This window comes from Pelorhabdus sp. sgz311001 (genome assembly GCF_055901755.1).
This window is the reverse complement of the sequence record NZ_JBVXUT010000004.1, coordinates 110053-134730: the sequence shown is the minus strand read 5'-3', so window position 1 is coordinate 134730 and position 24678 is coordinate 110053. Positions and strand designations below refer to the sequence as shown.

At 44.6% G+C, this 24678-nt stretch carries 21 protein-coding genes, 1 other RNA gene and 1 riboswitch; of the genes, 20 read left to right on the top strand and 2 right to left on the bottom strand.

Annotated features, from left to right (window positions below; all coding sequences use genetic code 11):
• Positions 1-116: 116 nt before the first annotated feature.
• From AC0MXB_RS11655 to AC0MXB_RS11630, 6 genes are read left to right on the top strand one after another with little or no spacing between them, the layout of a single operon-like run.
• Positions 117-1094, top strand: coding sequence for a 2-hydroxyacyl-CoA dehydratase family protein (locus AC0MXB_RS11655; protein WP_474039856.1), 978 nt, complete (start codon positions 117-119; stop codon positions 1092-1094).
• A 9-nt stretch (positions 1095-1103) separates the two neighbouring features.
• Positions 1104-1862 carry an acyl-CoA dehydratase activase gene (locus AC0MXB_RS11650; RefSeq protein WP_474039855.1) on the top strand — a complete coding sequence of 253 codons (759 nt, stop codon included), beginning with the start codon at positions 1104-1106 and terminating at the stop codon, positions 1860-1862.
• Positions 1863-1880: 18 nt separating this feature from the next.
• Complete coding sequence (locus tag AC0MXB_RS11645) at positions 1881-3551, top strand: hydantoinase/oxoprolinase family protein (RefSeq protein ID WP_474039854.1); 1671 nt, start codon at positions 1881-1883, stop codon at positions 3549-3551.
• On the top strand, positions 3544-4851 hold the full coding sequence (locus AC0MXB_RS11640) for a histone deacetylase family protein (RefSeq protein WP_474039853.1): 1308 nt from the start codon (positions 3544-3546) through the stop codon (positions 4849-4851). Before AC0MXB_RS11645 ends, AC0MXB_RS11640 begins: the two co-directional genes overlap by 8 nt.
• Before the next feature lie 46 nt (positions 4852-4897).
• On the top strand, positions 4898-5503 hold the full coding sequence (locus tag AC0MXB_RS11635) for an XTP/dITP diphosphatase (RefSeq protein WP_474039852.1): 606 nt from the start codon (positions 4898-4900) through the stop codon (positions 5501-5503).
• A gap of 11 nt (positions 5504-5514) precedes the next feature.
• Positions 5515-5982 carry a metallophosphoesterase family protein gene (locus AC0MXB_RS11630; protein WP_474039851.1) on the top strand — a complete coding sequence of 156 codons (468 nt, stop codon included), beginning with the start codon at positions 5515-5517 and terminating at the stop codon, positions 5980-5982.
• Positions 5983-6074: 92 nt separating this feature from the next.
• On the opposite strand, the gene hsp18 is transcribed toward AC0MXB_RS11630, so the two are convergent.
• A complete protein-coding gene (gene hsp18 / locus AC0MXB_RS11625) occupies positions 6075-6518 on the bottom strand; it encodes a heat shock protein Hsp18 (protein WP_474039850.1) in 444 nt (147 codons plus the stop codon).
• A gap of 276 nt (positions 6519-6794) precedes the next feature.
• On the opposite strand from hsp18, the gene AC0MXB_RS11620 reads away from it, so the two are divergent.
• The 6 genes from AC0MXB_RS11620 (at position 6795) to ssrS (ending at position 12742) form a co-directional block, all read left to right on the top strand.
• Positions 6795-7238, top strand: a complete 444-nt coding sequence (locus tag AC0MXB_RS11620; RefSeq protein ID WP_474039849.1) for a metal-dependent transcriptional regulator — start codon at positions 6795-6797, stop codon at positions 7236-7238.
• An 89-nt stretch (positions 7239-7327) separates the two neighbouring features.
• Positions 7328-7498: riboswitch (Lysine riboswitch) on the top strand.
• Between the two features lie 84 nt (positions 7499-7582).
• Positions 7583-8872 carry a diaminopimelate decarboxylase family protein gene (locus AC0MXB_RS11615; RefSeq protein ID WP_474039848.1) on the top strand — a complete coding sequence of 430 codons (1290 nt, stop codon included), beginning with the start codon at positions 7583-7585 and terminating at the stop codon, positions 8870-8872.
• 307 nt (positions 8873-9179) lie between these two features.
• Complete coding sequence (gene pap / locus AC0MXB_RS11610; protein ID WP_474039847.1) at positions 9180-10700, top strand: polyphosphate:AMP phosphotransferase; 1521 nt, start codon at positions 9180-9182, stop codon at positions 10698-10700.
• Positions 10701-10844: 144 nt separating this feature from the next.
• A complete protein-coding gene (locus AC0MXB_RS11605) occupies positions 10845-11474 on the top strand; it encodes a DUF47 domain-containing protein (protein ID WP_474039846.1) in 630 nt (209 codons plus the stop codon).
• Positions 11467-12462, top strand: a complete 996-nt coding sequence (locus tag AC0MXB_RS11600; RefSeq protein WP_474039845.1) for an anion permease — start codon at positions 11467-11469, stop codon at positions 12460-12462. The genes AC0MXB_RS11605 and AC0MXB_RS11600 overlap by 8 nt, the downstream gene beginning before the upstream one ends.
• Before the next feature lie 103 nt (positions 12463-12565).
• A non-coding RNA gene (gene ssrS / locus AC0MXB_RS11595) (6S RNA) lies at positions 12566-12742 on the top strand.
• Positions 12743-12868: 126 nt separating this feature from the next.
• Here the strand turns inward: ssrS and AC0MXB_RS11590 are convergent.
• Positions 12869-13423, bottom strand: a complete 555-nt coding sequence (locus tag AC0MXB_RS11590) for a rubrerythrin family protein (protein WP_474039844.1) — start codon at positions 13421-13423, stop codon at positions 12869-12871.
• Between the two features lie 239 nt (positions 13424-13662).
• On the opposite strand from AC0MXB_RS11590, the gene AC0MXB_RS11585 reads away from it, so the two are divergent.
• From AC0MXB_RS11585 to AC0MXB_RS11550, 8 genes are all read left to right on the top strand, one after another.
• Positions 13663-14793, top strand: a complete 1131-nt coding sequence (locus AC0MXB_RS11585; RefSeq protein WP_474040067.1) for an efflux RND transporter periplasmic adaptor subunit — start codon at positions 13663-13665, stop codon at positions 14791-14793.
• Positions 14790-17885: an efflux RND transporter permease subunit gene (locus AC0MXB_RS11580; RefSeq protein ID WP_474039843.1), complete on the top strand. Its 3096-nt coding sequence runs from the start codon at positions 14790-14792 to the stop codon at positions 17883-17885. Before AC0MXB_RS11585 ends, AC0MXB_RS11580 begins: the two co-directional genes overlap by 4 nt.
• Before the next feature lie 204 nt (positions 17886-18089).
• On the top strand, positions 18090-19049 hold the full coding sequence (locus AC0MXB_RS11575) for a GntR family transcriptional regulator (RefSeq protein WP_474039842.1): 960 nt from the start codon (positions 18090-18092) through the stop codon (positions 19047-19049).
• 46 nt (positions 19050-19095) lie between these two features.
• Entirely contained in the window at positions 19096-19509 is a 414-nt protein-coding gene (gene glmS / locus AC0MXB_RS11570; RefSeq protein WP_474039841.1) for a methylaspartate mutase subunit S, read from the top strand.
• Between the two features lie 16 nt (positions 19510-19525).
• Positions 19526-20905, top strand: a complete 1380-nt coding sequence (glmL, locus tag AC0MXB_RS11565; RefSeq protein WP_474039840.1) for a methylaspartate mutase accessory protein GlmL — start codon at positions 19526-19528, stop codon at positions 20903-20905.
• A gap of 15 nt (positions 20906-20920) precedes the next feature.
• Positions 20921-22372, top strand: coding sequence for a methylaspartate mutase subunit E (locus AC0MXB_RS11560; RefSeq protein WP_474039839.1), 1452 nt, complete (start codon positions 20921-20923; stop codon positions 22370-22372).
• Positions 22373-22459: 87 nt separating this feature from the next.
• Positions 22460-23713: a methylaspartate ammonia-lyase gene (locus tag AC0MXB_RS11555; RefSeq protein ID WP_474039838.1), complete on the top strand. Its 1254-nt coding sequence runs from the start codon at positions 22460-22462 to the stop codon at positions 23711-23713.
• 25 nt (positions 23714-23738) lie between these two features.
• A complete protein-coding gene (locus AC0MXB_RS11550; protein WP_474039837.1) occupies positions 23739-24671 on the top strand; it encodes an alanyl-tRNA editing protein in 933 nt (310 codons plus the stop codon).
• The last annotated feature ends 7 nt before the right edge of the window (positions 24672-24678 follow it).

Here is a 24678-nt window from a genome sequence, read left to right as displayed (position 1 = left end):
GCAAGTAGATTTGTTTGAGAGACAAATTAGGTAGTGCAAAAGGGGAGGCTTAGGCTATCCTCTTTTTGTCATTTTAGGTTATACTAAAAAGATAAAGTAAGATGTAGGAGGTCGTTATGTCACCAATCGGTATGACCACAACAGTGCCTGTGGAAATTATCCTAGCTTCCGGTCGGAAGCCAGTTGATTTAAATAATATTTTTATTACCCATGATAATCCCAATTCTTATTTGGAGACTGCGGAAGAAGCTGGGTTTCCCCGCAATTGCTGTGGCTGGATTAAGGGCCTTTATTCGGTTGCTTTAGAGCAGGACGCGATTCAAGAAGTGATAGCCGTTACTCAAGGAGATTGCAGCAATACGCAGGCGCTCATGGAGACATATCAGCTAGAGGGAATTAAGACAATTCCTTTTGCCTATCCTGAAGATCGTGATTATGATATGCTGAAACTGCAAATGGAAAAGCTAATCAGCGCCTTAGGCACGACTTGGGATGCAACGTATGAAGTGAAAGAACGCCTAAAGTCAGTACGGGAAAAACTCGTTGAACTAGATCGTCTTACCTGGGAAACGAATCAAGTAAATGGTTTTTATAATCATCTCTATCTTGTTTCCAGCAGTGATTTTAACGGCGATGTAGGGGCGTTTGAGGCAGAGCTTGATACCTTTTTAGCGGAAGCGAGGAGCAAAAATCCTTATGAACAAAAGCTTCGCTTAGGTTTTATTGGCGTGCCGCCGATTATGCCCGAAATTTATGATTATGTCGAAACGCAAGGCGCCCGTGTTGTATTTAATGAAGTGCAGCGGCAATTTTCTATGCCGAATCAAGAAAATGATCTTGTCGAACAGTATCGTCGTTATACCTATCCCTATGGTGTTTTTCCCCGCTTAGCCGATATCGAAGAGCAGATTGAGCTAAGGCATCTCGATGGTTTGATTCATTATGTGCAGAGCTTTTGTTTTCGGCAGATTGAAGATATTATTTTTCGAAAAAAATTGGAGATTCCCATGCTGACCATTGAGGGAGATCGGCCGGGAAAGCTGGATGCGCGGACTAAATTACGCCTAGATAGTTTTTTAGAGATGCTGAAGTGAGGTGAAAAAATGATTTGTGGAATTGATTTAGGCAGTCGTTCTGTCAAAGTTGTGATTATGGATCAAAAACAAATTGTTCATAAAGCCCTTTATGAAACAGTTGCTTTCTATCGTCAATACGGCAAGCAAGTAGATGGTGAGCTTGTTGTTGATTTTGCTGCGCTAGGATTTGCCGATGTAACCAAGGTTGTAGCCACAGGTTACGGTCGAAATACGTTAGCGATTGCCAAAGCTACGGTGATTCCCGAATTGAAGGCCCATATGCTTGGCGCTATTGAACAAACGGGACTCCAAGATTTTACGTTACTCGATCTTGGCGGTCAAGACAGTAAGGTGATTAAGGTCCGTAAGGGAAAAATGCTTGATTTTGAGACAAATGATAAATGCGCTGCTAGTACGGGGCGTTATTTGGAAAATATGGCGACGGTTTTACAAATTTCCTTGGAAGAACTGGGGGATTATGATGAGAACCCTGTAGAGCTTAGTTCAACTTGCGCTATCTTTGGGGAATCGGAACTCATTGGCCGCATAGTCGAAGGTCACAGCACGGCTTCTTTGGCGGCAGGGGTGAATGCTTCCATTGTAAAACGAATTCGCCCGTTGCTTATCACTTTAAAAAGCCCCGTTTTAGTTTTTACTGGGGGAGTCGCTTGGGGTAAAGCTCTTGCTCGTATGTTAGAAAAGGATTTGGACGTTTCTGTTGTGATTCCGGCTGAGCCGCAGTTAAACGGTGCTATTGGCTGCTGCGTGTATGGCCGAGAGCAGTAAAGAAGGAAGGGAATAACCGTGTGGTTAGGCATTGATGTTGGCGGAACCTTTACAGATGCAGTTTTAGTTTCAGACCGAAAAATTGTTGCAAAGAGTAAGGCAGCGACGACGCATCAAGACTTATTACAAGGGGTGTTAACGGCTCTAGATGCAGCTATTGCCCATATCGCTCCAGAGGAAATTTCCCGTGTCGCCCTCTCAACAACGGTTGTCACCAATGCAATTGTTGAAAATCGGCTTGATCCGGTACAACTTGTCTTGATGCCTGGTCCGGGCATGAATACAGAAGGACTGTTTCCGGTAAAGCCATATGTAGCTGCTGGCTATGTGGACCATCGCGGACGCGTAGCTATGAAGCCGGAGCAAACGGCCTTGCTCGCTGATCTTGGTCCGATCACCGGTAAATCATTTGCCGTAGCCGGTAAATTTGCCGTGCGTAATCCAATGAATGAGGAATGTGTCGTCCAGTGGCTGCGAGAAAAACAGGCCAAACATGTTACCGCCGCCTCTACGGTCAGCGGTTCTTTAAATTTTGTCCGTCGTGCCAATGCGGCTTACTATAATGCCGCCTGCTATGATCTGTTTAATGCTTTTGCCGATTCGGTGGAAGCAGCCCTTGGCAAGCGTTCGATTGCGGCGCCTGTTCATATTTTAAAGGCCGACGGTGGAACGCTGCCGCTGGCTGTTGCTAGAAAGTCGCCAGTCGAGGCTGTGTTTACAGGTCCCTCTGCCAGCGTACTTGGTATTATGGCTTTGGCGCCAGAAGGCGAAGACGCTATTTCGTTAGATATTGGCGGAACCACAACGGATATTGCTTTATGGCGCAAGGGGCAGGCGCTTTTTGCCCAGCGTGGGGCCAAGATAGCAGGTTATGCTACGTCAGTGCGCGCTTTCCGGCTCCGTTCAGTCGGCATCGGCGGCGATAGTTACGTGCGCCGTGAAGCTGGTGAAATGAAAGTCGGCCCTGTGCGTAAGGGACCGCCTATTGCCGTAGGGGGGCATGAGCCAACCTTATCTGATGCCATGATTGCAGCGCAACAGATGGTTTTTGGGAATGAAGCGGCTGCTTGTCAGGCGATTATGAATCTGGCCATTCCCGGTCAGAGTCTTTCGGAAGTGGCTGCTGAGATTATGACTGTTGCCGCTGCGACGATTCAGGAAGCTATCGCGGCAACGATTGCCGAAGAAGAACTGCAGCCTGTTTATACAGTCAATGACTTGATTCATCCTGATCCGTTTACACCGAAGACAATTTTGGGCGTTGGCGGGGCGGCGGCTGGTCTGATTCCTACAGTGGCGCAACAGTTTGATTTACCTTACCTTGTGCCGGAATATGCTGAAATTGCCAATGCCGTTGGAGCCGCTGTTTCTCGGCCGACAATGGCGTTAACGCTTCGCGCCGATACTGCGGCTTCCTATTATACGATTCCTGAACTTATGCGGAAAGAAAAAATTGACAAAAAGAATTTTTCTCTTGCCGATGCGCAAAAAATAGCGAGAGAAGAATTAGCGCGCCAAGCTGCAGCGGCAGGTATGGACGCATCCAACATAGAGGAAGTGTATCAAGAAGAATTCAATATGATTCGAGGCTTTCAGACTGTGGGAAAAATGATTTCCTGCCGAGAACAGATCAAACCGGGCGTTTTGCTTTCTTTGCAACGTCACAAGGAGGCTGGCAGTCATGAATAAACTAGGACTTGTTTTTTTCCCAGCTTTTGATTGGGCCATTACGCCGACTCATCCCGAACGGGAAGAGCGTCTGTTATATACGCGTGATCAAATTGAGGAAGAAGGGCTGCTTGATCTGCCCAATATTATCGAATATCGGCCGGAGCTTGCTACGCTGCGCGATTTAGAGCGCGTTCATATTGGTGTTCCTTCTGTAGCCGCTCATATTAAAGAAGCTCATCTGGTAGCGGCAGGCGGCGCAATTACAGCAGCAAAAGCCGTTTATCAGGGAAAAGTGGATCGCTCCTTTGCTTTGGTACGACCGCCAGGACATCATGCTATGAAAGTGGTTCATGGTACGCGAGGGTTTTGTACTGTTAATATGGAGGCAATTATGATTGCCCATATGCGGCGGCATTTTGGCATTAAACGTGTGGCGATTGTCGATACGGATGTACACCATGGCGACGGAACGCAAGATATTTTTTATCATGATCCTGATACGCTTTTTATTTCATTTCATCAAGACGGTCGCACTCTCTATCCAGGAACAGGCTTCGCAAATGAACTAGGTAGTCCGAGGGCTTTTGGCACGACCATTAATTTACCTTTGCCGCCGGGAACGGATGATGTGGGGCTGCATTATGTGATTGATCAGCTTGTTTTGCCAATGCTGGAGGATTTTCAGCCGGAGCTGATTATCAATTCCGCCGGGCAGGATAATCATTATAGCGATCCTTTGGCAAATATGGCGATTACCGCCCAAGGTTATGCGCGACTGGCTGAAAAGTTAAATGCTCATATTGCGGTACTAGAAGGCGGGTATTCCATTGAAGATGCCCTTCCCTATGTGAATGTTGGGATCATTTTGGCTATGGCCGGTCTTGACTATAGCCGGGTCATCGAACCAGATATTGCTGCCAAACGAGGGCGCTCGGATATGGCTTACCTCAAGAAGTTAGTAGCTGATCAGACGGCGATTTGGCGAGCCAGAGACGAATTAAGAACGGCTGAAATGAATAAATGGGGCGATTTTTTTTCACGGCGTAAAAATATTTATTATGATGACAGCGGCATTCGCGAGCAACAACTAGAAAAGGTACGGCTTTGCCGTCATTGCCGCTCGTTTATGACAATTGCTACAGAAGCTGAGACGAGTTATTATGACAGCCAGAGCGCTTTTGTTGCTGTAGTTGAGGAAGACGCTTGTCCGGCTTGCCGACAAGAAGCCCGTGAAGCCGTTTACAAGGCCAAGCAGGAAGAGCGCTATGAGCATTATTTTATTCAGGATAAGCGCGATGATATATTAGAAGAATTATAGAATTAAAGATGGATGAGACAATAGATACAAAGCGAGGGCGGTTAGTGTGGCAAAACAAGAAATTGTAGTAGCAAGTAAAAATAAGGGAAAGATCAAGGAAATTGCCGAATATTTTTCGCATCTTCCCGTAACAGTCCTCGCACTAGATCAGTGCGGTGATTTTGGCGAAGTAGCAGAAGATGGCGCAACTTTTTTAGCCAATGCCACTAAGAAAGCCGTCGAATATGCCAAACAGACGAAGAAATTCTGTTTGGCTGATGACTCCGGCTTAGAAGTGGATGCGCTGCAATTAGCGCCGGGAGTTTATTCCGCTCGCTATGCCGGCGAGCAGGCCACGGACGCACAAAACAATGAAAAGCTACTTCATGCTTTGAAAGGTGTGCCAGAGGAGGCGAGAACGGGACGGTTTCGCTGCAGCTTGGTACTGGCAGGTCCTGACGGAGAGGTTCTGTTGACAGCAGACGGCGTTTGTGAAGGTCTTATTTTGCAGGCGCCGCAAGGGAGTGGCGGTTTTGGCTACGACCCTCTCTTCTTTGTACCAGAGCTGGGAAAGACGCTTAGTGAAGTGTCCATCGAAGAAAAAAATCAGTTAAGCCATCGCGGTCTGGCTCTTAAAGAAATGGCGCATAAATTGGCGGCGATGTTTCCGTGAAAATAGGAGTCATGAGTGATAGCCACGGCAATCGTCTGGCTATAGAAAAAGCGCTGCAGTATAGCGGCCCTGTTGATATGTGGCTTCATTGCGGCGATTACAGTCAGGATATAGATTTCTTGTTGCAGTGGACTTCTGTGCCGACTGTAGCCGTAGCAGGCAATACCGATGGTTGGACGCAAGCGAAATATGATGAGTTTCTCGAAGTCATGGGCAAGCAGATTTGGTTAACCCATGGTCACCGCTATCATGTGAAGCAGGATTTAACAGAACTTTTTTACTGGGGCACACATTATGAGGCGGATCTTATTTTATTTGGGCATACTCATAGCGCTTTTATGGAAAAAAATGCCGGACGTCTCTATTTGAATCCAGGTAGTGTCGGCTATCCTCATCGCGGCGAGAAAGCTTCTATTGCCGTTGTTGAGATTGCCGGGAATGAGTTGACTGGAAAAATCATAACCTTTGATATGCCGTAAGAAAATAAAGGGCTGGAGAAAACTTAAAGTCAAGTTTTCTCCAGCCCGCTTTTATGAATTGTTGGGACTCGATTGGTTTGAGAGGGACCGCTTTATTTAATGGGAATTTGATGAGACGGAGCTGTAACTTTTTCTTTTTTCGGTAAAATTACGAAGAGAACGCCATTTTTAAATTCGGCGCTAATCTCATTCTCTACCACATTATCAATATAGAAACTTCGTTGAAATTGACCAAACTTTCTTTCGCGACGGACATAGCCATCGTGGTTTTCTTCGACTTTTTCAGCCCGGTTGGCAGCGATTGTCAGATAATGATCTTTGTATTCAAGCTGGATTGCTTCTTTGTCGATACCGGGAAGATCGGCTTCGATCTGATAAGCTTCTGGCGTTTCCTTTAAGTCAACTCGGAAGGAAGTGCCAAATTGATTGAAGGGAGCAAAGAAATCTTCATCAAAGAAGTTGTCAAGGAAATTGCTGAAATAGTCGCCGCGTTTTGTTGGCATTGCTGTTTTTTTGAAAGGAACCATGTCAAACATAAGATCAACCTCCTTAATTGATTGCTTTTTCTTTATGGCTTTAGTATAAACTAAAGGTCAGTAAAAGTCTAATTAGCCAAAAGGTCAAATTTGTTTTTCTCGGATTATTAATGGGAAATATACGAAAATATTTTCTTTTTTCTTGTTTTTTTGCAAGCTATCAACTTCATTTGATTTTACCTTTTCCTTTGACAGTGGTACTATTTCTGCCTATAATAAAGAAATATGTTTAAAGAGAGAATGATTATCAGCTATATAAAGATGGGAGAGAGCTCTGTGAAATTGGCACTGACTCCTAGTATGGAGAATTATTTGGAAACCATTTACGGGCTAGGCCTAGATGGCCAAGAGGTTCGTGTTAAAGATATTGCTGTAAAGATGAAAGTTCGAATGGCCAGCGTAACAGGTGCGTTGCAAAATTTAGCCAAGCACGGCTTGATTTTCTATTTGCCTTATAAGCCGATTCGTCTTACCGAACGTGGCGCCGAGCTGGCATTATGTATTGCCAATCGCCATAAGATTCTTACCAGCTTTTTAAAAGATACGCTGGGCGTGGCTCCCGCTGTTGCCGAAGAAGACGCCTGTCGTCTAGAGCATGTTTTAAGCCGCGAAACCATGGCTGGTTTACTAAATTTTATGGTAGAGCATCATTTTATTAGTGATGGCGAAAAGACATCCATTGACTATTGGGAAGACAAAAAAGGCTCGGATAGCAAATAAATGTAACCTTTCGATGAAAAAATACGGAAAAAGAGTTGACAGTATGAGGTAAAAGAACTTATACTAGGGCCAAAACAATTCAATAATGATGCTATGATAGAGGAGCGGAAAATGAAGAGTATGCTTTTGAGCGGGCCGGCGATGACGGAGCAGAAAGGCATTTCCGCCGAAGTGAAAATCCCTGGCTGGGGTTTTTGCTGGTTTGGCTTTGAAGAGGAGTCAAACTGTCATCCAAGACCGGATGGAGTGCTATCTTGCAAAGCTTAAGTTTATACTAGGCGGTTGCGGGGAGTTCTCAGCGACCGCTATATTATTTTGGGTATATCCCGCTAGGAGGATCATTCATGTCAGAAAAAACACTGCCCTTTTCTCGCGAACAACTAGAAGCGATTGTAAATCAGTATCCTACGCCTTTTCACATTTATGATGAAGCGGCGATTCGCGCCAATGTACGTCGATTTTTACAGGCCTTTTCCTGGGCCCCAGCTTTTAAAGAATACTTTGCCGTCAAAGCGGCGCCGAATCCCCATATTATGGCTCTTTTAAAAGAAGAAGGCGTTGGCGCCGACTGCAGCTCTATGGCTGAGCTTGTTTTATCAGAACGCGTTGGTTTATCAGGCGAAGACATTATTTTCACCTCTAATGATACGCCGCCGGCGGAATTTCGCAAAGCTCGTGAACTTGGCGCTATTATTAATCTTGATGATATTACTCATATTGACTTTTTAGAAAAAGTAGCATCAATTCCTGAAATCATTTGTTTTCGTTACAATCCGGGACCGCTTATGGAAAGCGGCGGTAATACCATTATCGGTTATCCCGAAGAAGCGAAATATGGCTTGACGAAAGAACAGCTGTTTACAGCCTATAAACGCATGCAGGAAAAAGGCGTAAAACGGTTTGGCCTTCATACGATGGTTTGCTCAAATGAATTAGATCCGTCTGGCTTGATTGGTACAGCGAATATGATGTTTGACTTAGCTGTCGAACTAAAAGAAAAATTGGGCATTTCCCTTGAGTTTGTTAATTTAGGCGGCGGTGTCGGGATTCCTTATAAACCGGAACAGCAGGCGATCGATTTAGAATATTTAGGCCAGGAAGTGAAAAAGGCTTATGAAGCTAAAATCGTAGCGAACGGCTTAGCACCATTAAAGATTGCTATGGAGTGCGGTCGTATGATCACAGGTCCTTATGGCTACTTAGTGACAACAGCGATTCATAAAAAGGAAATTTACAAAAATTATATTGGCTTAGATGCTTGCATGGCCAACTTGATGCGTCCGGCTCTGTACGGTTCTTACCATCATATTACTGTCGTTGGCAAAGAAACAGCTCCGCTTGACCACATCTATGACGTAACAGGCTCATTATGTGAGAATAATGATAAATTTGCTATTGACCGAGCTTTACCCAAAATTGATATTGGCGATTTACTCGTTCTTCATGATGCTGGTGCACATGGCCATGCTATGGGCTTCAATTATAATGGAAAACTTCGTTCCGCTGAGCTTTTGTTACAGCCAAATGGCGCAGTCAAAATGATTCGCCGAGCAGAAACACTTGATGATTATTTTGCAACACTTGATTTAGAGGCTCCTTCTGTGCAGCAGACAGCTGCTGCAACGGTAAAATAAATTTTTTAACAGACAAAATGAAAGAACAAGCAAAAAGAAGGATTCTTTTTAGCTTGTTCTTTTTTCTTTACCAATATTCGCTAGAATGTTACAGTATAAGTAGTGGACTTTGGCAGAGCAAGAAAATAACCGCTCATTGAGCGGTTAGATCGCTGTACCTGCATAAAGTCAAGTCAGCTTTGTTTAAAATTCAATAGCACTTACATTTGTAGTATATGCGAAAATAAGCATTATGATGTTGCCAAATGATTAAATTTTTGTTAATTTGCGGACTAGACCCAAAACAGAAATAAGGCGGTGTAACTTCGTGCTGGAAAAAGTAGACTTGAAAAAAAAGCTAGACAAAGATACGTATCGTAAGGTTGTTTCTGAACTAAGAAAAAAAGTCGGTCTGCTGCAACGGCAGGCTCGAGATTTACAGATTCCGGTTATTCTCGTTTTTGAGGGCTGGAAAGCCGCAGGCAAAGGAACCTTAGTTAACGAATTGCTGCAAGCGCTTGATCCCCGGGGCTTTCAAGTTTTTGCAATTCATGAGCCAAGCGCCGAAGAGGCGGCGCGATCTTATTTCTGGCGGTTTTGGACGAAAATTCCGCCGAAAGGACGCATTGCGATCTTTGACCGCAGTTGGTACCGCCGTGTTTTAGTAGAAAAAGTTACGCAAACAGCAACAGCAGAGCAAGTAGCGAATGCCTATCAAGAGATACCTTCTTTTGAACGGCAGCTTGTAGCTGAGGGCGCTGTTATGATCAAACTTTTTTTGCATATAAGTCGTAAAGAGCAAAAAGAAAGGCTCGAAAAGCTAGCGAGCGATCCTGCTTCAGCCTGGCGGGTTACCGCAGAAGATTGGGAGCATCATAATGCTTATGAAAACTACTTGCAAGCTGTGGAAGTCATGCTGGAAAAAACGGATACAGATGCGGCGCCTTGGCTGATTGTCGAGGCAACTGACAAGCGGTTTGCTACTGTGAAAATTTTGACAGCTTTTGCGCAAGCGTTGGAAGAAAAAATTGACTTGATTCGACGCGAGCAGGAACAGAAAGCGAGTGTTTTGTCGGATACTCTACCTACTGTTGATCCCTTATTTACGGCAGCACAGTTTGATCAAAAACTGTTGAAAAGCTCTATGTTGAACGAAGTGGATCTGTCTTTAACGATCGATGAGGCGACGTATCAGGAAAAACTTAAGAAGTATCAGGAAAGAATTCGTGAAATTGAATATACTATCTATACGAAAAAAATGCCGGTACTTATTGTTTTTGAAGGCTGGGATGCCGCCGGTAAAGGCGGGGCGATTCGCCGCTTGACGCAACATATGGACCCGCGGGGCTATACGGTTGTGCCGATTGCCGCCCCAAATGATGAAGAAAAAAGCCATCATTATTTGTGGCGATTTTGGCGAAGCATGCCCAAGCAGGGGCATATTGCCATTTTTGATCGTAGCTGGTACGGTCGGGTCATGGTTGAACGTGTGGAAGGGTTTTGCCGTGAGGAAGAGTGGCGCCGGGCCTATCGGGAAATCAATGAAATGGAAGAGCAATGGGCTCATTTTGGCGCTCCCATCATTAAATTTTGGCTTCATATCAGTAAGGAAGAACAAAAGCGCCGCTTTGAAGAACGGCAGTCGACGCCAGAGAAGGAATGGAAGATTACTGGTGAGGATTGGCGTAATCGTGAAAAGTGGGAACAGTATGAAACGGCAGTTGATGAAATGTTTTTCCGTACAAGCACTTCCTATGCTCCCTGGACCATTGTTGAAGCCGAATCAAAGCCTTATGCTAGGATTAAAGTCTTAAAAACTGTTTTAGAGACAATTGAAAACAAATTATGACATGGGAAAACAAAATAAGCTATTTTTAAAATTTACAGAATAATTTTTCTTTAAAAAAGAGCGTTGATAAGGTAAAAAACCTATTCGACAAGAGGAAAAAGCTAAGCTATAATCAAAGAGGTTGTACGATTAGGAGGGACAAGTATGGGATTTCGACTGAAGCCGAGAGACGGGAATTTTTATGAATATATTGCCGAGTTAACTGTGCTTGTGCGGCAAAGCGCCGATATGTTGCTTGAGGCAATGAGTCATCCGGAACAATTAGCTGATTTATTCAGTAAAGTGGATGATTTGGAAAAACAGGCCGATAAAGTGACGGATAAAATTGTCGGACGTCTAAATGATACGTTTATTACACCGCTTGACCGAGAAGATATTTATGCCTTGGCGCAAAAAATCGACGATGTCATTGATGGTGTCCAAGGAATTGCCGAACGAATGACTCTTTATAATGTAAACAGTGCTTCCGAAGGTGCGTTGCTTTTAGCGGCTCTCGTAGCGAAAAGCGCGAAGCAAATGGAGCGGGCCTGCTCTTATCTGCCGGATCTAAAGGAAAAGCGGCTAAAAATTGAAGCGCGCTGCGGTCGCATTATTGAACATGAATCCGAAGGCGATCGATTATATCGACAGGAAATGGCCAAACTATTCCGCGAATGTAAGGACCCTATCGAAATCATCAAGTGGAAAGAGATACTCATGCTTATGGAAGACGCTCTTGATGATTGTGAAGATGTAGCCGCCTTACTTAAGGGAGTTTTGTTGAAATATGCCTGATTTATCGATTGTTTATGTAGTTGTCTTTTTCGCATTAGCCTTTGATTATATTAATGGGTTTCATGATACGGCGAATGCGATCGCGACGTCCGTTTCGACGCGAGCCTTGAAACCCAATCATGCCATTATTATGGCAACGATTTTAAATTTTTCCGGAGCGCTGTTTAGTACTGGCGTAGCCAAGACTATTGGCGGCGACCTTGTTCGTTCAGCTGACCTAATCAATCAACCTATGATTGTGGCGGCCCTAATTGGCGCCATTGGCTGGAATTTAATTACATGGTGGTACGGTATACCTAGCAGCTCTTCTCATGCTTTAATTGGCGGTGTCATTGGCACTGTCGCTTTAAATAGCGGTTGGGATGCTTTGAATGCTGTAGGGATTTTCAAAATTGTTTTATCTTTAATTTTATCGCCAGTGATAGCTCTTATTTTTGGTTATTTTATTATGATTATCCTGTTGTGGCTTTTTGGCCGCTTTGCTCCATCAGAACTGAATCATCGCTTTAAAAAGATGCAGTTACTATCGGCTGCTTTAATGGCTTTTTCTCATGGTTCCAATGATGCGCAAAAATCCATGGGGATTATTACACTAGCCTTACTTAGTGCCGGATATATTCCAACCCTGGATGTACCGACATGGGTTAAGTTTTCTTGTGCCGCAGCCATGGGGATGGGAACAGCGGTTGGCGGCTGGAAAATTATTAAAACCATGGGCGGGCGTATTTTCAAACTGGAACCGATTAACGGTTTTGCTGCTGATTTGAACTCGGCTATTGTAATCTTCTCTGCTACATTGCTTCATTTGCCTGTAAGTACGACCCATGTAGTAGCTGGTTCAATTATGGGGGTTGGCAGCGCGAAACGAGTGAGCGCTGTTCGTTGGGGCGTTGCCAGACAAATGCTTACAGCTTGGGTTCTTACGATTCCGTTGAGTGCTGTAACGAGTGCCTTGATTTACCAAGTTGTAATGATTATGTGGCCTTAATCTATTCGATTTTCTTATTTTGTTTAAAATGCAGAAAAATTCTGTTTATGGGTTTATATACCTATTGCAATTCTTTTCTGATCATGATACTATATCATCAATAGATCTCCTGTGATGTGCGTTAACTTCCTATATGTTCAACCTATGCAATATGTTCGGGATTCCGGTGTTAAAGAAAATGTTAAGCCCTCGTGGAAGGGACAACAAACACTTTAGTCAGGATGCCCACCTGCGAAGAGCGGGCTTTGAACATATGGAAGGACGGTATTACGGGTTCTTATTAAAGAAAGAGCAGAGACGAAAGTCTCTGCTTTTTCCTTTTCTCATTTTATATAAGGTTCAAAGCCAAACAGGTCGTCTCATTCAATTAGAACGAGGCGGCCTGTTTTTTTCTATTTATTCGCTGCTAGAAACTCTTATAAACTTTTTTAGCAGCGCCGCACACGGGACAGTGATCAGGAACTTCATCTAGGATGGTGTGGCCGCAGATCGGACAAACATAGACAGCGTCAAATTTCATATCTTTGCCTTTTTCAGCCAGTGTTTGAGCATCTTGGAATAATTTAGCATGAATTTTTTCTGCTTCTAGGGCATAATGAAAGGATTTTTCAGCGCCGCTTTCGCTTTGAAAGTGAGCTGCTTCTAAGTAAACCGGATACATTTGTTCGACTTCATGGAGTTCGCCGGCAATTGCGCCTTTGAGATTTTCGCTTGTTTTGCCTACGCCGAAAGCTGCACCTGCTGTTACTGCGGCATCGCCTGTTAAGTTACCCATTTCATGAAAATGATTGCTGGCATGTACTTGTTCCGCATAGGCAATGCCTTCGAATAAGCGGGCAATGTGGGGAAGCTTTTCTTTTTTAGCAATCTCGCCCCAAATGAGATACCTCATATGGGCCATACTTTCGCCGCCATAAGCAGAGTGGAGAAAATCAGCAGTCATTGCATTTTTTACAGCCATTTATAAATCCCCTTTACTAAATATTTTCTTCCTCTTCATTATATACGAAAGTTTTTTCTATTATCCTGCTGCACGAACGTTCTTGTCATAAAAAGAAGATATTATCCTGAAAAAGAAATCACAGGAAAAGTTGCCAAAACATACTGATATAAAAAAAGATGAAAAAGTATATAACTTTTTCAATTAAATTGATATAATACAAGCTGACTGTATAGTCAATTTAAGGAGGGTGCGCTGTGATGCCAGGAAAAAATAAAAAGAGTATGTACATCGTACTCGTTATTGCATTCGTGTGTATAGTGCTTGCTAGCTACCGTGTTTATGCGAATGTGGCGGCAAGTAAGAGTAAAGAAACGATGAATAATGCATCTAAAGCTGTTACCGTTGTGGTGGCAGATGTATCGCGGCGCGATATGGCGCCGCAAGTGGAATTTTCCGCTTCGCTAGAGCCAGTCTGGTTAGCTGATATTGCCGCCAAAGTGGATGGCCGGTTAGATAACTTGAAGGTCAATGAAGGGGATATCGTTGCTGCTGGTGACTTATTGGGGTCTTTGGAAACAAGTGAGCTTTCCGCGCAGATATTTCAGGCCCAAGGGAATCTGGCAGCGGCGGAAGCGGCGTTAGATCAAGCTGATGCTGATTATAATCGCTACAGCACGTTAGCGGCTCAAGGCGCTATTTCAGCTCAGACTATGGATAGTGTAAGAACGAAGAAAAATGCTTCTTTGGGGCAGGTACAAGCGGCGCAGGGAGCTTTGGCGTTGCTGCAGGAGAAAGTAAAGGAAGCATCGATTCTCGCGCCTAGTCAGGGCGTGATTACGAAACGGTATTTACAGGCAGGGACTTTTGTTCGCTCTGGTACGCCCATTGTGGCTATTGCCGATGTATCAAGCCTTGTAGCTAAAACGACGATCGGTGAGGGGCAAATTGACGGAATTATGGTAGGAACGCAAGTGAAAGTCAAAGTGGATGCTTTGGGCGGACAAGAATTTATGGGCGCAATCACTCGAGTTTCCCCTGTAGCTCAGCTCCCGTCCCGTACTTTTTCCGCTGAAGTTACGATACCGAATCCAGCGGGAGCATTAAAAGCCGGCATGTTTGCTAAGGCTACGCTTCCTACTAAGATTCATCAGGCGGCGCTTGTTGTACCAGAAAGTGCTCTCGTTATGAAAGAAGATCAAAAAACAGTTTTTGTAATTGATGGTGAAAATCGTGCGCGCCAAAAGACGATTACTGTAGGATATGTTGGCGATGGTTGGGCGGAAGTGCTTTCCGGTCTTGCTGAAGGTGATCAAGTCGTAAATGGGGGCCAGAATAAAATTAAGGATGGTGCGCTAGTTACTCCATCCAAGGAGGCGGCTGGTCAGTGAAAGGGATTGCCGTTTTTATTAAGCGACCAGTTTTCACGGTAATGCTAGTCGCTTTGCTTGTTGTCTTTGGGGTGCAAGCTTATCCGAAACTAGGCATTGATTTAAACCCTGATGTGGACTTTCCTCTGGTGAGTGTGAATGTAAGCTATAGCGGCGCATCGCCGGAAGAAATGGAAAGTCTAGTTACAAAACCAATTGAAGATGCCGTAAGCTCTGTGGCTGGGATTAAAAACCTATCTTCAGTGACCAAAGAAGGCCAATCACAAACAACCATTGAGTTTGTCTTTGGAACCGATGCGAAACTGGCGGCCAATGAAATTCGCGAAAAAGTTGCAGCGGTGCGTAAACGTTTGCCTAGTGATGCTGACGAGCCTGTTGTACAGCGATTTGATATGAATGCGGCGCCGATACTGTACTTTAGTTTATCTTCTGACAGCCGCAGTCCTGGTGAGATCCGGAAACTTGCTGTTGATGTAGTCAAAGATGCTTTGGCCCGGCAAGATGGCGTTGGCGATGTAACTGTTTCGGGGGCCTCCGATCGAGAAATTTCGGTACAAGTTGATAGTAAACGGTTGGCTAGCTATGGAATTTCGCTGAATCAGATCATTACGGCCATTGATAATCAAAATCTAAACGCTCCTGGCGGTCATGTTGTTGATAAAGGGACACAACTTACTGTCCGGACGGTAGGCAAATATAAGAGTGTGGCCGATATTCAAAATGTAATTGTAGCAAATTCGGACGGTCATCCGGTCCGCCTAAGCGATGTGGCGTCAGTGAGCGACAGTTGGCAGGAAGAAACGGTTATGGCCCGTACGAATGGTAAACCAAGCGTGATGATTTCTGTGCAGAAGCAATCAGGAACGAATACAGTAGATGTAGCGGATCGGGTGAAGGCCGCTGTGGAAACCCTTAAACCGCTTTTGCCTAGTGATGTGACCATAACGGCAACCAGGGACAGCTCTACCTATATTCGCAATAGTGTGGATGATGTTATGGTTTCCATTGTTTTTGGCGGACTGTTGGCTATTTTCATTACCTATTTATTTTTACAAAATAGCCGGGCCACGCTAATTGCTGCTATTGCCATCCCTACTTCTGTTATATCTACCTTTTTCTTAATGCGCTTGATGCATTTTACTTTGAATAACATGTCTCTTATGGGGCTAAGCCTTGCTGTAGGGATTTTGATTGATGATGCGATTGTTGTTATTGAAAATATATATCGTCATCGCGAGCAAGGCAAATCGCCGCTGGATGCAGCGAGAGAAGGAACCGGTGAAATTGCCTTAGCGGTTATGGCTACGACTTTTTCGATTTTAGCTGTTTTTGTGCCGGTTGGTTCTATGGGAGAAATTGTTGGGCAATATTTTAAACAATTTGGCCTTACTGTAGCCTTTGCTGTGGCTTTTTCACTGTTTGTGGCTTTTACTTTGACGCCGACGCTTTCAGCTTATTGGCTGAAAATAGAGTCAAATGATAGAGCTTCTTTGCAGGGTGTGAGACGGTTGGTGCAGCGGGGACTTGACTGGTGGGAGCAAGGATTTTTAGCGTTGCAACAGTCATATCGCCAGGTTTTAGCATGGGCCTTGGATCAGCCGAAAAAGGTTGTTGCTATCGCCGTAGTATCGCTTGTGGCAAGCGGCATGCTGTTACCCTTCATCGGTACAGAGTTTCAGCCTACCTATGATTCTGGTGAATTTAATGTTGTTATGACGGCGCCGGCAGGTACTTCTTTGGTAAAAATGAATGAACTCGTTAAGCCCATTGAAGAAGCTGTACTAGCGATTCCGGAACGAGAAGTTTCTTTTATCACGATTGGCGCCGGTAGTCAGGCGAATCGCGCGACCATTGGCGTAAAGCTGACTGATGCCAGCGCCCGCTCACGAAGTTTGACACAGATTATGGATGGTTTGCGGCGGAACTTTGCGGGGAATGGACAATTGAAGATCGTTGTTCAGACAAGCCAGGGAGTTGGCAGAGGCGATTCTAGACCGGTGCAAATTGGACTTCGCGGCGGTGATTTGGATGCTCTGCTTAAAATGGCCCAAGATATTTCAGAGAAGATTAAAGCAATACCTGGTACGGCTGACGTGGATATTTCGAGTGAACAGGCTGAACCAGAAGTAGTGGTTTCGCTCGACCCTTCCCGCATGAGTGCAGCCGGCCTTGATGCAGCTACAGCGGCGCAAACCGTTCAGTATGCTTTTTTAGGGGCGACTACGCGCAATCGGTATAATGTGGGCGATACAGACTATAATATTCGCTTGCAGCTACAGCAAGCAAATCGTGCTAGCTTAGAAGACGTAAAAAACCTTCTTGTAGCGACGAAAGCTGGTTCTTTTGTACGACTTGGCGATGTGGCTGCCGTGAACTTGTCGTCAGGACCGACAGAAATTGACCGCGAAGGACGCCAGCGAGAAGTGATCGTCTATGCCAATGCGGTAGGTGTGTCCTCTGGTGAGATCATTAATAAAGTAAAAGCGTTGTTACAAGAGGTAAATTTCCCTACGGGCTATTCCTATAAATTTGTCGGCCAAGCGCAAACCATGCAGGACTCTTTCCGAGAAATTGCCATAGCTCTGTTAATGGCTGTGATCTTAATCTATATGGTGCTTGCCGCTCAATTTGAAAGCTTTATTCATCCTTTGACAATTATGCTGTCCTTACCCTTTTCTTTGACTGGGGCGATTTGGGCTTTGCTGCTGTCAGGAAAAACGCTCAATATTATGTCCCTGATCGGCGTAATCATGCTTATGGGGCTTGTAACGAAAAATGCGATTTTACTTGTTGACTATACAAATCAGCTTGTAAAACAAGGTGTTTCCCTAAAAGATTCACTATTAGAAGCAGGAACCGTGCGATTGCGGCCGATTTTGATGACAACGGCGGCTATGGTATTTGGCATGGCTCCAGTGGCGCTAGGAATTGGCGCTGGTGCGGAACTTCGCCAATCCATGGGGGTTGTCCTCGTAGGTGGGTTGCTGACTTCAACACTGCTGACGCTGTTGGTGATTCCTGTTGCTTATTTGACGGTGGATAATTTGGCAAAAAGAGCCATAGTAAAATATCAGGCAAAATGGAAAGTTTAATCATTTAGAAGTTTATTGCGAGGTTGTCTCATTGATTTTTAGTGAGACAACCTCATTTTTTGTACTAAATATAAAATATTCTAATTATTTTAGGGGGTTTTTGTCCATTCGTGATTGACAGGCAAAGCGTTTTATAAGATAATAGAAGTAGATAAATGAATTGGATTAATCCAATGGTCCAATATGAATTGGCAAGGTGGTAAAATGATTGTTCAGCGTTTAGGACTGCCTATTTACTTGCAAGTAAAGGGGTATGTTTTAGATAAAATAAAATCGGGCGAATTGCAGCCGGGTGATCGTTTGCCGACAGAACGCGATTTGGCGAAAACCTTAGAAATCAGCCGTAATACAGTAAGTGCTGCTTATAAGGAACTGCTGTTAGAAGGCATACTAGAAGCACGGCAAGGCAAAGGAACCTTTGTAAAAAAAGAAGACCAGAGTTATGAAAGTGCTACTCTTCCCGGCAGTCGCTTGGAAAGAATGATGAAAATTATTGATGAAGCCATGCAAAAAGGCTTAGAACTTGGTTTTACTGTGGATCAGTTTACGGCGATTGCTAATGTCAGAGCTAGAGAGAAAGAAGTGGCTGTGCGTCATTTGCGGATTGCTGTTGTTGATGAAACGCCAGAATATTTAAGACGATTTTTGCAGCAACTATCCTCTTTAGCTGTTGCTTCATTAGAAGGCGTTGTTTTAGCTGATTTGCTTTCTGGTAAGACGAGTTTGGAACTGTTAAAGTCTTGTGATTATGTCGTAACAACAACGGCGCATTTAGCGGAAGTAGCTAAGTTGTGGGGAAGTTCTGATAAATTGATTACGCTTTCCGTTACGCCGAAGTTAGAGGCAGTTATTAAGCTAGCTCGTATTCCGGTTTATAGTAAAGTCGGTATTGTCGCTGAGAGCGAAGGATTTGCTAAATCAGTCCGAGAGCTCCTAGGTACAGTGACCGTAGGCGATATTTCGGTGTCTACTGCTCTGAATTATTCGAAAGAAGAACTAAAAGCTTTTTGTCAAGAGCAGACTATATTGATTGTGCCAGAAGAAGAGCAAGGGAAAGTTGCCGCGCTTACGACGCCAGAGCAGCAAGTTGTTGCGTTTTATTATGAGATTGACCAAGGGTCGCTGCATCAGCTTATGTCGCGTATCGTCAGTCAATCCCATTAATTTATATAACACCCATAGTTTATAAAAAAAAGAGTGAGGTAGAATCATGCAGACAGAAAAAACAAAAATTGTACTTGGTGTAATCGGTGCAGACTGCCACGCTGTTGGCAACAAAATTTTAGACTATGCCATAACAGCAGCAGGCTATGAAGTGATTAACCTAGGTGTTCTAGTGCGGCAGGAGGAATTTGTCAATGCTGCAATAGAAACAGATGCAAAGGCGATTTTAGTAGCTTCTTTATACGGACATGGTGAGATTGATTGTCGTGGTCTCAGAGAGCGTTGTGAAGAAGCCGGTTTGGACGATATCCTCATTTATGTCGGCGGGAATCTTGTAGTTGGCAAAACCGAATTTTCCGGCGTGGAAAAGAAGTTTTTGGAAATGGGCTACAACCGCGTTTATAAACCGGGAACTTTGCCGGAAGATGTGATTCGTGACCTGAAAGCAGATTTGGCGTAAAGGGGACGAGAAAACTGTGAATGTATTACTGATTGATTTTGGTAGTACTTACACCAAGATTACGGCAGTTGACCTGGAAAAAGAAGAAGTGTTAGGTACAGCGAAAGGATTTACTACGGTAGAGACAGACATTACAGAAGGGCTAAAAGCGGCGCAGGAAGAACTATTCCGTCAGACCGGTCCACTGTCTTTTGCTAAAACGCTTGCCTGCTCAAGTGCTGCCGGGGGACTCAAGATGATTGCCATCGGACTAGTGCCGGAGTTAACAGCGGAAGCGGCGAAACGGGCGGCTTTAGGGGCTGGCGCTAAGGTACTTAAGGTATACTGCCACGAGTTAAGTTCTTATGAACTTGATGAAATTCAGTCGTTAGAGCCAGATATTATTCTCTTGGCAGGTGGAACTGACGGCGGGAATAAAAAGGTCTTGTTGCATAATGCCGAGATTTTGACAGGGCTAAAGGCCGATACGCCGATTGTTGTTGCTGGCAATAAATCGATAGCGCCTCAGGTTGTAAGTATTTTAGAAACGAAGTTTTCGAAAGTAGTACCTACTGAGAATGTAATGCCGAAACTCGATCAACTTCATATTGACCCGGCTCGCAAAGCGATTCGTGATATTTTCTTTGAGCGGATTGTGGCAGCCAAAGGGCTCGATAAAGCCAATGCCATGGTAGATCAACTTGTCATGCCTACGCCGGCGGCCGTGCTTCGCGCAGCAGAACTATTAAGTGTCGGTACGGCGAAGGAAACAGGGGTCGGCGATTTGATGGTTGTTGATATTGGCGGCGCTACGACAGATGTGTATTCCTTGGCCAAAGGACAGCCGACCAAGCCGAATGTGCAGCTTAGGGGCTTAGAGGAGCCTTTTGCGAAACGAACCGTTGAAGGCGATTTAGGAATGCGCTATAGTGCCACGGCCTTACTGAAGGCGGCAGGAGCGCCGAAAATTGCTGCTTATGGCGATGTAACAGAAGAATCTGTAACTCGTTATATCGAAAAAATTGATCGTGACAAAGACTACCTGGCAACAACGCAGGAAGAACATACTTTGGAAACGGCCATGGGCAAAGCCTGTACAGCCTTAGCGGCTGACCGGCATGTCGGGCAGATTGAAAGCGTCTATTCTATTGTCGGTACCGTTTTTGTACAGACTGGCAAAGATTTAACAAAGGTAGAAACGGTTTTGGGAACAGGCGGTGTCATTGTCAATCATGGTGAGCCTGAGAAGATTTTGGCAGGCATTGTCTTTGATGAAACGGCGCCGGATTTGTTAAAGCCGCAAAAACCAAACATGTATGTAGATAGACTTTATATTCTCGCGGCTATGGGACTTTTGGCAGAAGCCTACCCTGATACAGCTGTGCGCATGATGAAAAAATATATGTTGGAAAAATAGATGGAGGGAAGCAAAGTGGAACTAAAAAATAAGAAATGGTCCCGCGATGAATTTTTTGCAATGCGTGAAGAGGTGTTGAAACAATGGCCTACAGGTAGTGAGGTCGATTTTGATGAGGCTGTGAAATACCATGAAACGATTCCCGCCAAAAAACATTTTGCGAAACGGCTAGTAAAAGCCAAACGCGATAAAGAAACTTTAACTCAGCCGCGCGCTGGCGTTGCCTTAATTGATGAACACATTCAGCTCTTAAATTTCTTAAAAGAAGAAGGTTTAGCTGATCTTTTACCGACAACGATTGATAGCTATACGCGGCAAAATCAATATAAAGAAGCGCAAAACGGGATTGAAGAAAGTAAACGGGCCGGACGTTCGCTATTAAATGGTTTTCCGGCAGTAAATCATGGCGTTCATGGAGTTCGTCGTTTAATTGAAAGTGTCAACGGACCGCTACAGGTTCGGCATGGTACGCCTGACGCTAGATTGCTTACGGAAATCTCTTTAGCAGGCGGCTTTACTTCTTACGAAGGCGGCGGTATTTCTTATAATATTCCTTACGCTAAAAGCGTTTCATTGGAACAGACGATTTTAGACTGGCAGTATGCTGACCGTTTAGTAGGTCTCTACGCCGAAGCTGGAGTAGAAATTAACCGCGAGCCCTTCGGACCTTTAACAGGAACGCTTGTACCGCCTTGTGTTTCTCATGCTGTAGCAATTATTGAGGGCCTCTTAGCAGCAGAACAAGGTGTAAAAAATATTACGCTTGGCTACGGTCAGTGCGGTAACTTAATTCAAGATATTGCGGCGATTCGGGCCTTGGAAGAATTGGCTGCAGAGTATTTTGCGAAACATGGCTATAATGATTGCGTGCTTACTAGCGTTTTCCATCAGTGGATGGGCGGTTTCCCGCAGGATGAAGCCAAAGCCTTTGGGGTTATTTCCTGGGGAGCTGCTGCGGCTGTATTGTCAGGGGCTACGAAGGTTATTGTCAAGACTCCCCATGAAGCTCTGGGTATTCCGACGAAAGAAGCCAACGCGCAAGGCCTTAGAGCGACGAAACAGGTCGTTAATATGCTGCGTGATCAGGTATTCCCGGTTACCGCGGAAGTGGCGGCAGAAATCGCTGTTATTAAAGCAGAAACTCACTGCATTTTAAATAAAGTGCAAGAACTCGGCAATGGTGACTATGCTGTGGGCGTTGTACGGGCCTTTGAAACAGGCGTTCTTGACGTTCCTTTCGCACCTAGCCGCTACAATTTAAATAAGATTTTACCGGCTCGTGATAATAACGGCGCTGTTCGTCTCTTTGATGTAGGCAATCTGCCCTTTACGGACGACCTCATTGCCTTCCATCGCGATAAAATTGAAGAAAGAGCGCAAGAAGAAGATCGCGCAGCAAGTTTCCAAATGGTAATCGATGATATTTATGCAATTTCCAATGGTCGTCTTGTCGGCAGACCACGCTAAGTACACAGAAACTTTCTAGCCCGGCCTTGCCGGGCTCTGCCTAGTTTCCGTTCATAAATCTACGATAAAAAGTCAGGAGATGGAGTTATGAAAATTGTTGATGTGATTTGTTCCCGTAGTTTAACAGGTTTTTATTTTGATGACCAGAGAGCGATTAAAAATAATGCTGTACATGAAGGCTTTACCTATGCAGGTACGCCGATTACGCCAGGGTTTAAGGCGATTCGTCAAGCCGGGGAAGCTGTATCTGTTACGATTTTATTAGAAGATGGTCAGGTGGCTTACGGCGATTGCGCCGCTGTGCAATATAGCGGTGCTGGCGGACGGGATCCCGTTTTTTTAGCTGACGATTTTATTCCAGTCATTGAACAGCAAATTCGGCCACGCCTTTTAGGCCGCGAGTTGTCCTCTTTTAAAGCGCTTGCCGAAGAAATTGATAGTTTAGCTGATGCCAATACAGGCAAACGGATTCACACAGCGCTGCGTTATGGCGTAACTCAGGCCATTTTGGACGCAGTCGCTAAAGCAAAACATCAATTGATGTGCGAAGTCATTGCCGACGAATACAACACTACAGTCAGCGATCGCGAAATTCCTATTTTTACGCAGTCTGGCGATGACCGTTATGATAATGCCGATAAAATGATCATTAAAGGTGCGCAGGTATTGCCGCATGCGCTTATTAATAATGTCAAAGAAAAACTTGGTGAAAAAGGTGAACTCCTTCTTGATTATGTAACTTGGTTAAAAAACCGCGTCTTAAAACTGCGCACTGATGAAGCCTATCTGCCTACGCTGCATATTGATGTTTATGGTACCATTGGTCTTGCTTTTAAAGGGAATATTGACGCTATGGTCGAATATTTCCGTAGTCTTGAACAGGCCGCTGCGCCGTTAAAACTTCGCATCGAAGGTCCAATGGATGTAGAAGAACGGGAAGGCCAGATGAAAGCTCTTACCGAGCTTACGGCAAAACTTCATAAAGAAAATATCCAGGTAGAAGTAGTTGCCGATGAATGGTGCAATACTTACGAAGACATCAAAGATTTTGCTGACCGGAAAGCTGGCGATATGCTGCAGATTAAGACACCGGATCTTGGCGGTATCAATAACATTATTGAAGCTGTCTTATATTGCAAGGAAAAAGGCGTTGGCGCCTATCAAGGCGGTACTTGCAACGAAACAGATCGTAGCGCGCAAGTCTGCGTGCATGTGGCTATGGCGACCCAACCAGCACAGATGCTGGCTAAACCAGGTATGGGCGTCGATGAAGGTCTCATGATTGTCTATAATGAAATGCAGCGTATCCTGGCTGTTCGCAAGGCTCGTAAAAACAAATAAACAAAAGTTTCAGGAGGATTCATTCATGAGAAGTATGATGCTTGGCGATCATTTGATGTATGCCAGTTATTTTGCGCCGCGGGGCCGCAATCGGATTTATGACCTGGGACAACAGCTTAGCGAAAGATATTTATCTCCCTTAGATCGCCTTATCGGCATTATCGGCGGCCCGGGAGCAGGCAAATCTTCTCTCGTCAAAGGCATGTTTCCGGGACTTGAACTGACAAACGATGATGATGGCGTTAATATTCGACCTTTGCCACTACTCAAGAATATTGATAAAGGCTTTTTTAACAGTCATACCTATCATGTTGATATCCGTTTCGAAATGGCGTTTACGCAGCTTCATGTTTTGGCGGAAGCCGTGCAAAAGGCTCTATCTCATGGCAAGCGGGTTATTGTGGAACATTTTGATCTTCTATATCCAGCCCTAGAAGTCAACGCTGACGTGCTCTTTGGCGTAGGTGGCGAGGTCATTGCGGTAAGACCAACGGTTTTCGGCCCCTTGCCGCAAGAGGTGCTGGAAGTTGTTACTCATACACTGCGGTATCGGAAAATGGCTCATACGGCGGAAGATTTGACAGCTATGATTTTGCGCAACGACTATAATGCCATTTTAGATTTTAGTCATCGTGATGTGCATCATGGCTTTGTTCTTGAGTATCCTTTAAACATCGAAGCCGATTTGGCAGAAGTGGAGAAAAAAGTAAAGGACCTCATTGATGACGGGGTCAAAGTTTGTTATCACGATGAGGCTCATATCCGAATTGGGAAAGATTTATGGGATTGTTCCGGGCCACGGACTCATGTGAAAAATACGGAAGACATTGAAAATTTCCGGCTTGTTCACCATTATACTTATGATCCTAAGACCAAGAGTTATTTGATTATTGGAATTGTCGGCCCTAAAGCTGATGATTTAGACGGCTTTGCCGCTTTGAGCTACTCGGTTCGATAAGTATAGC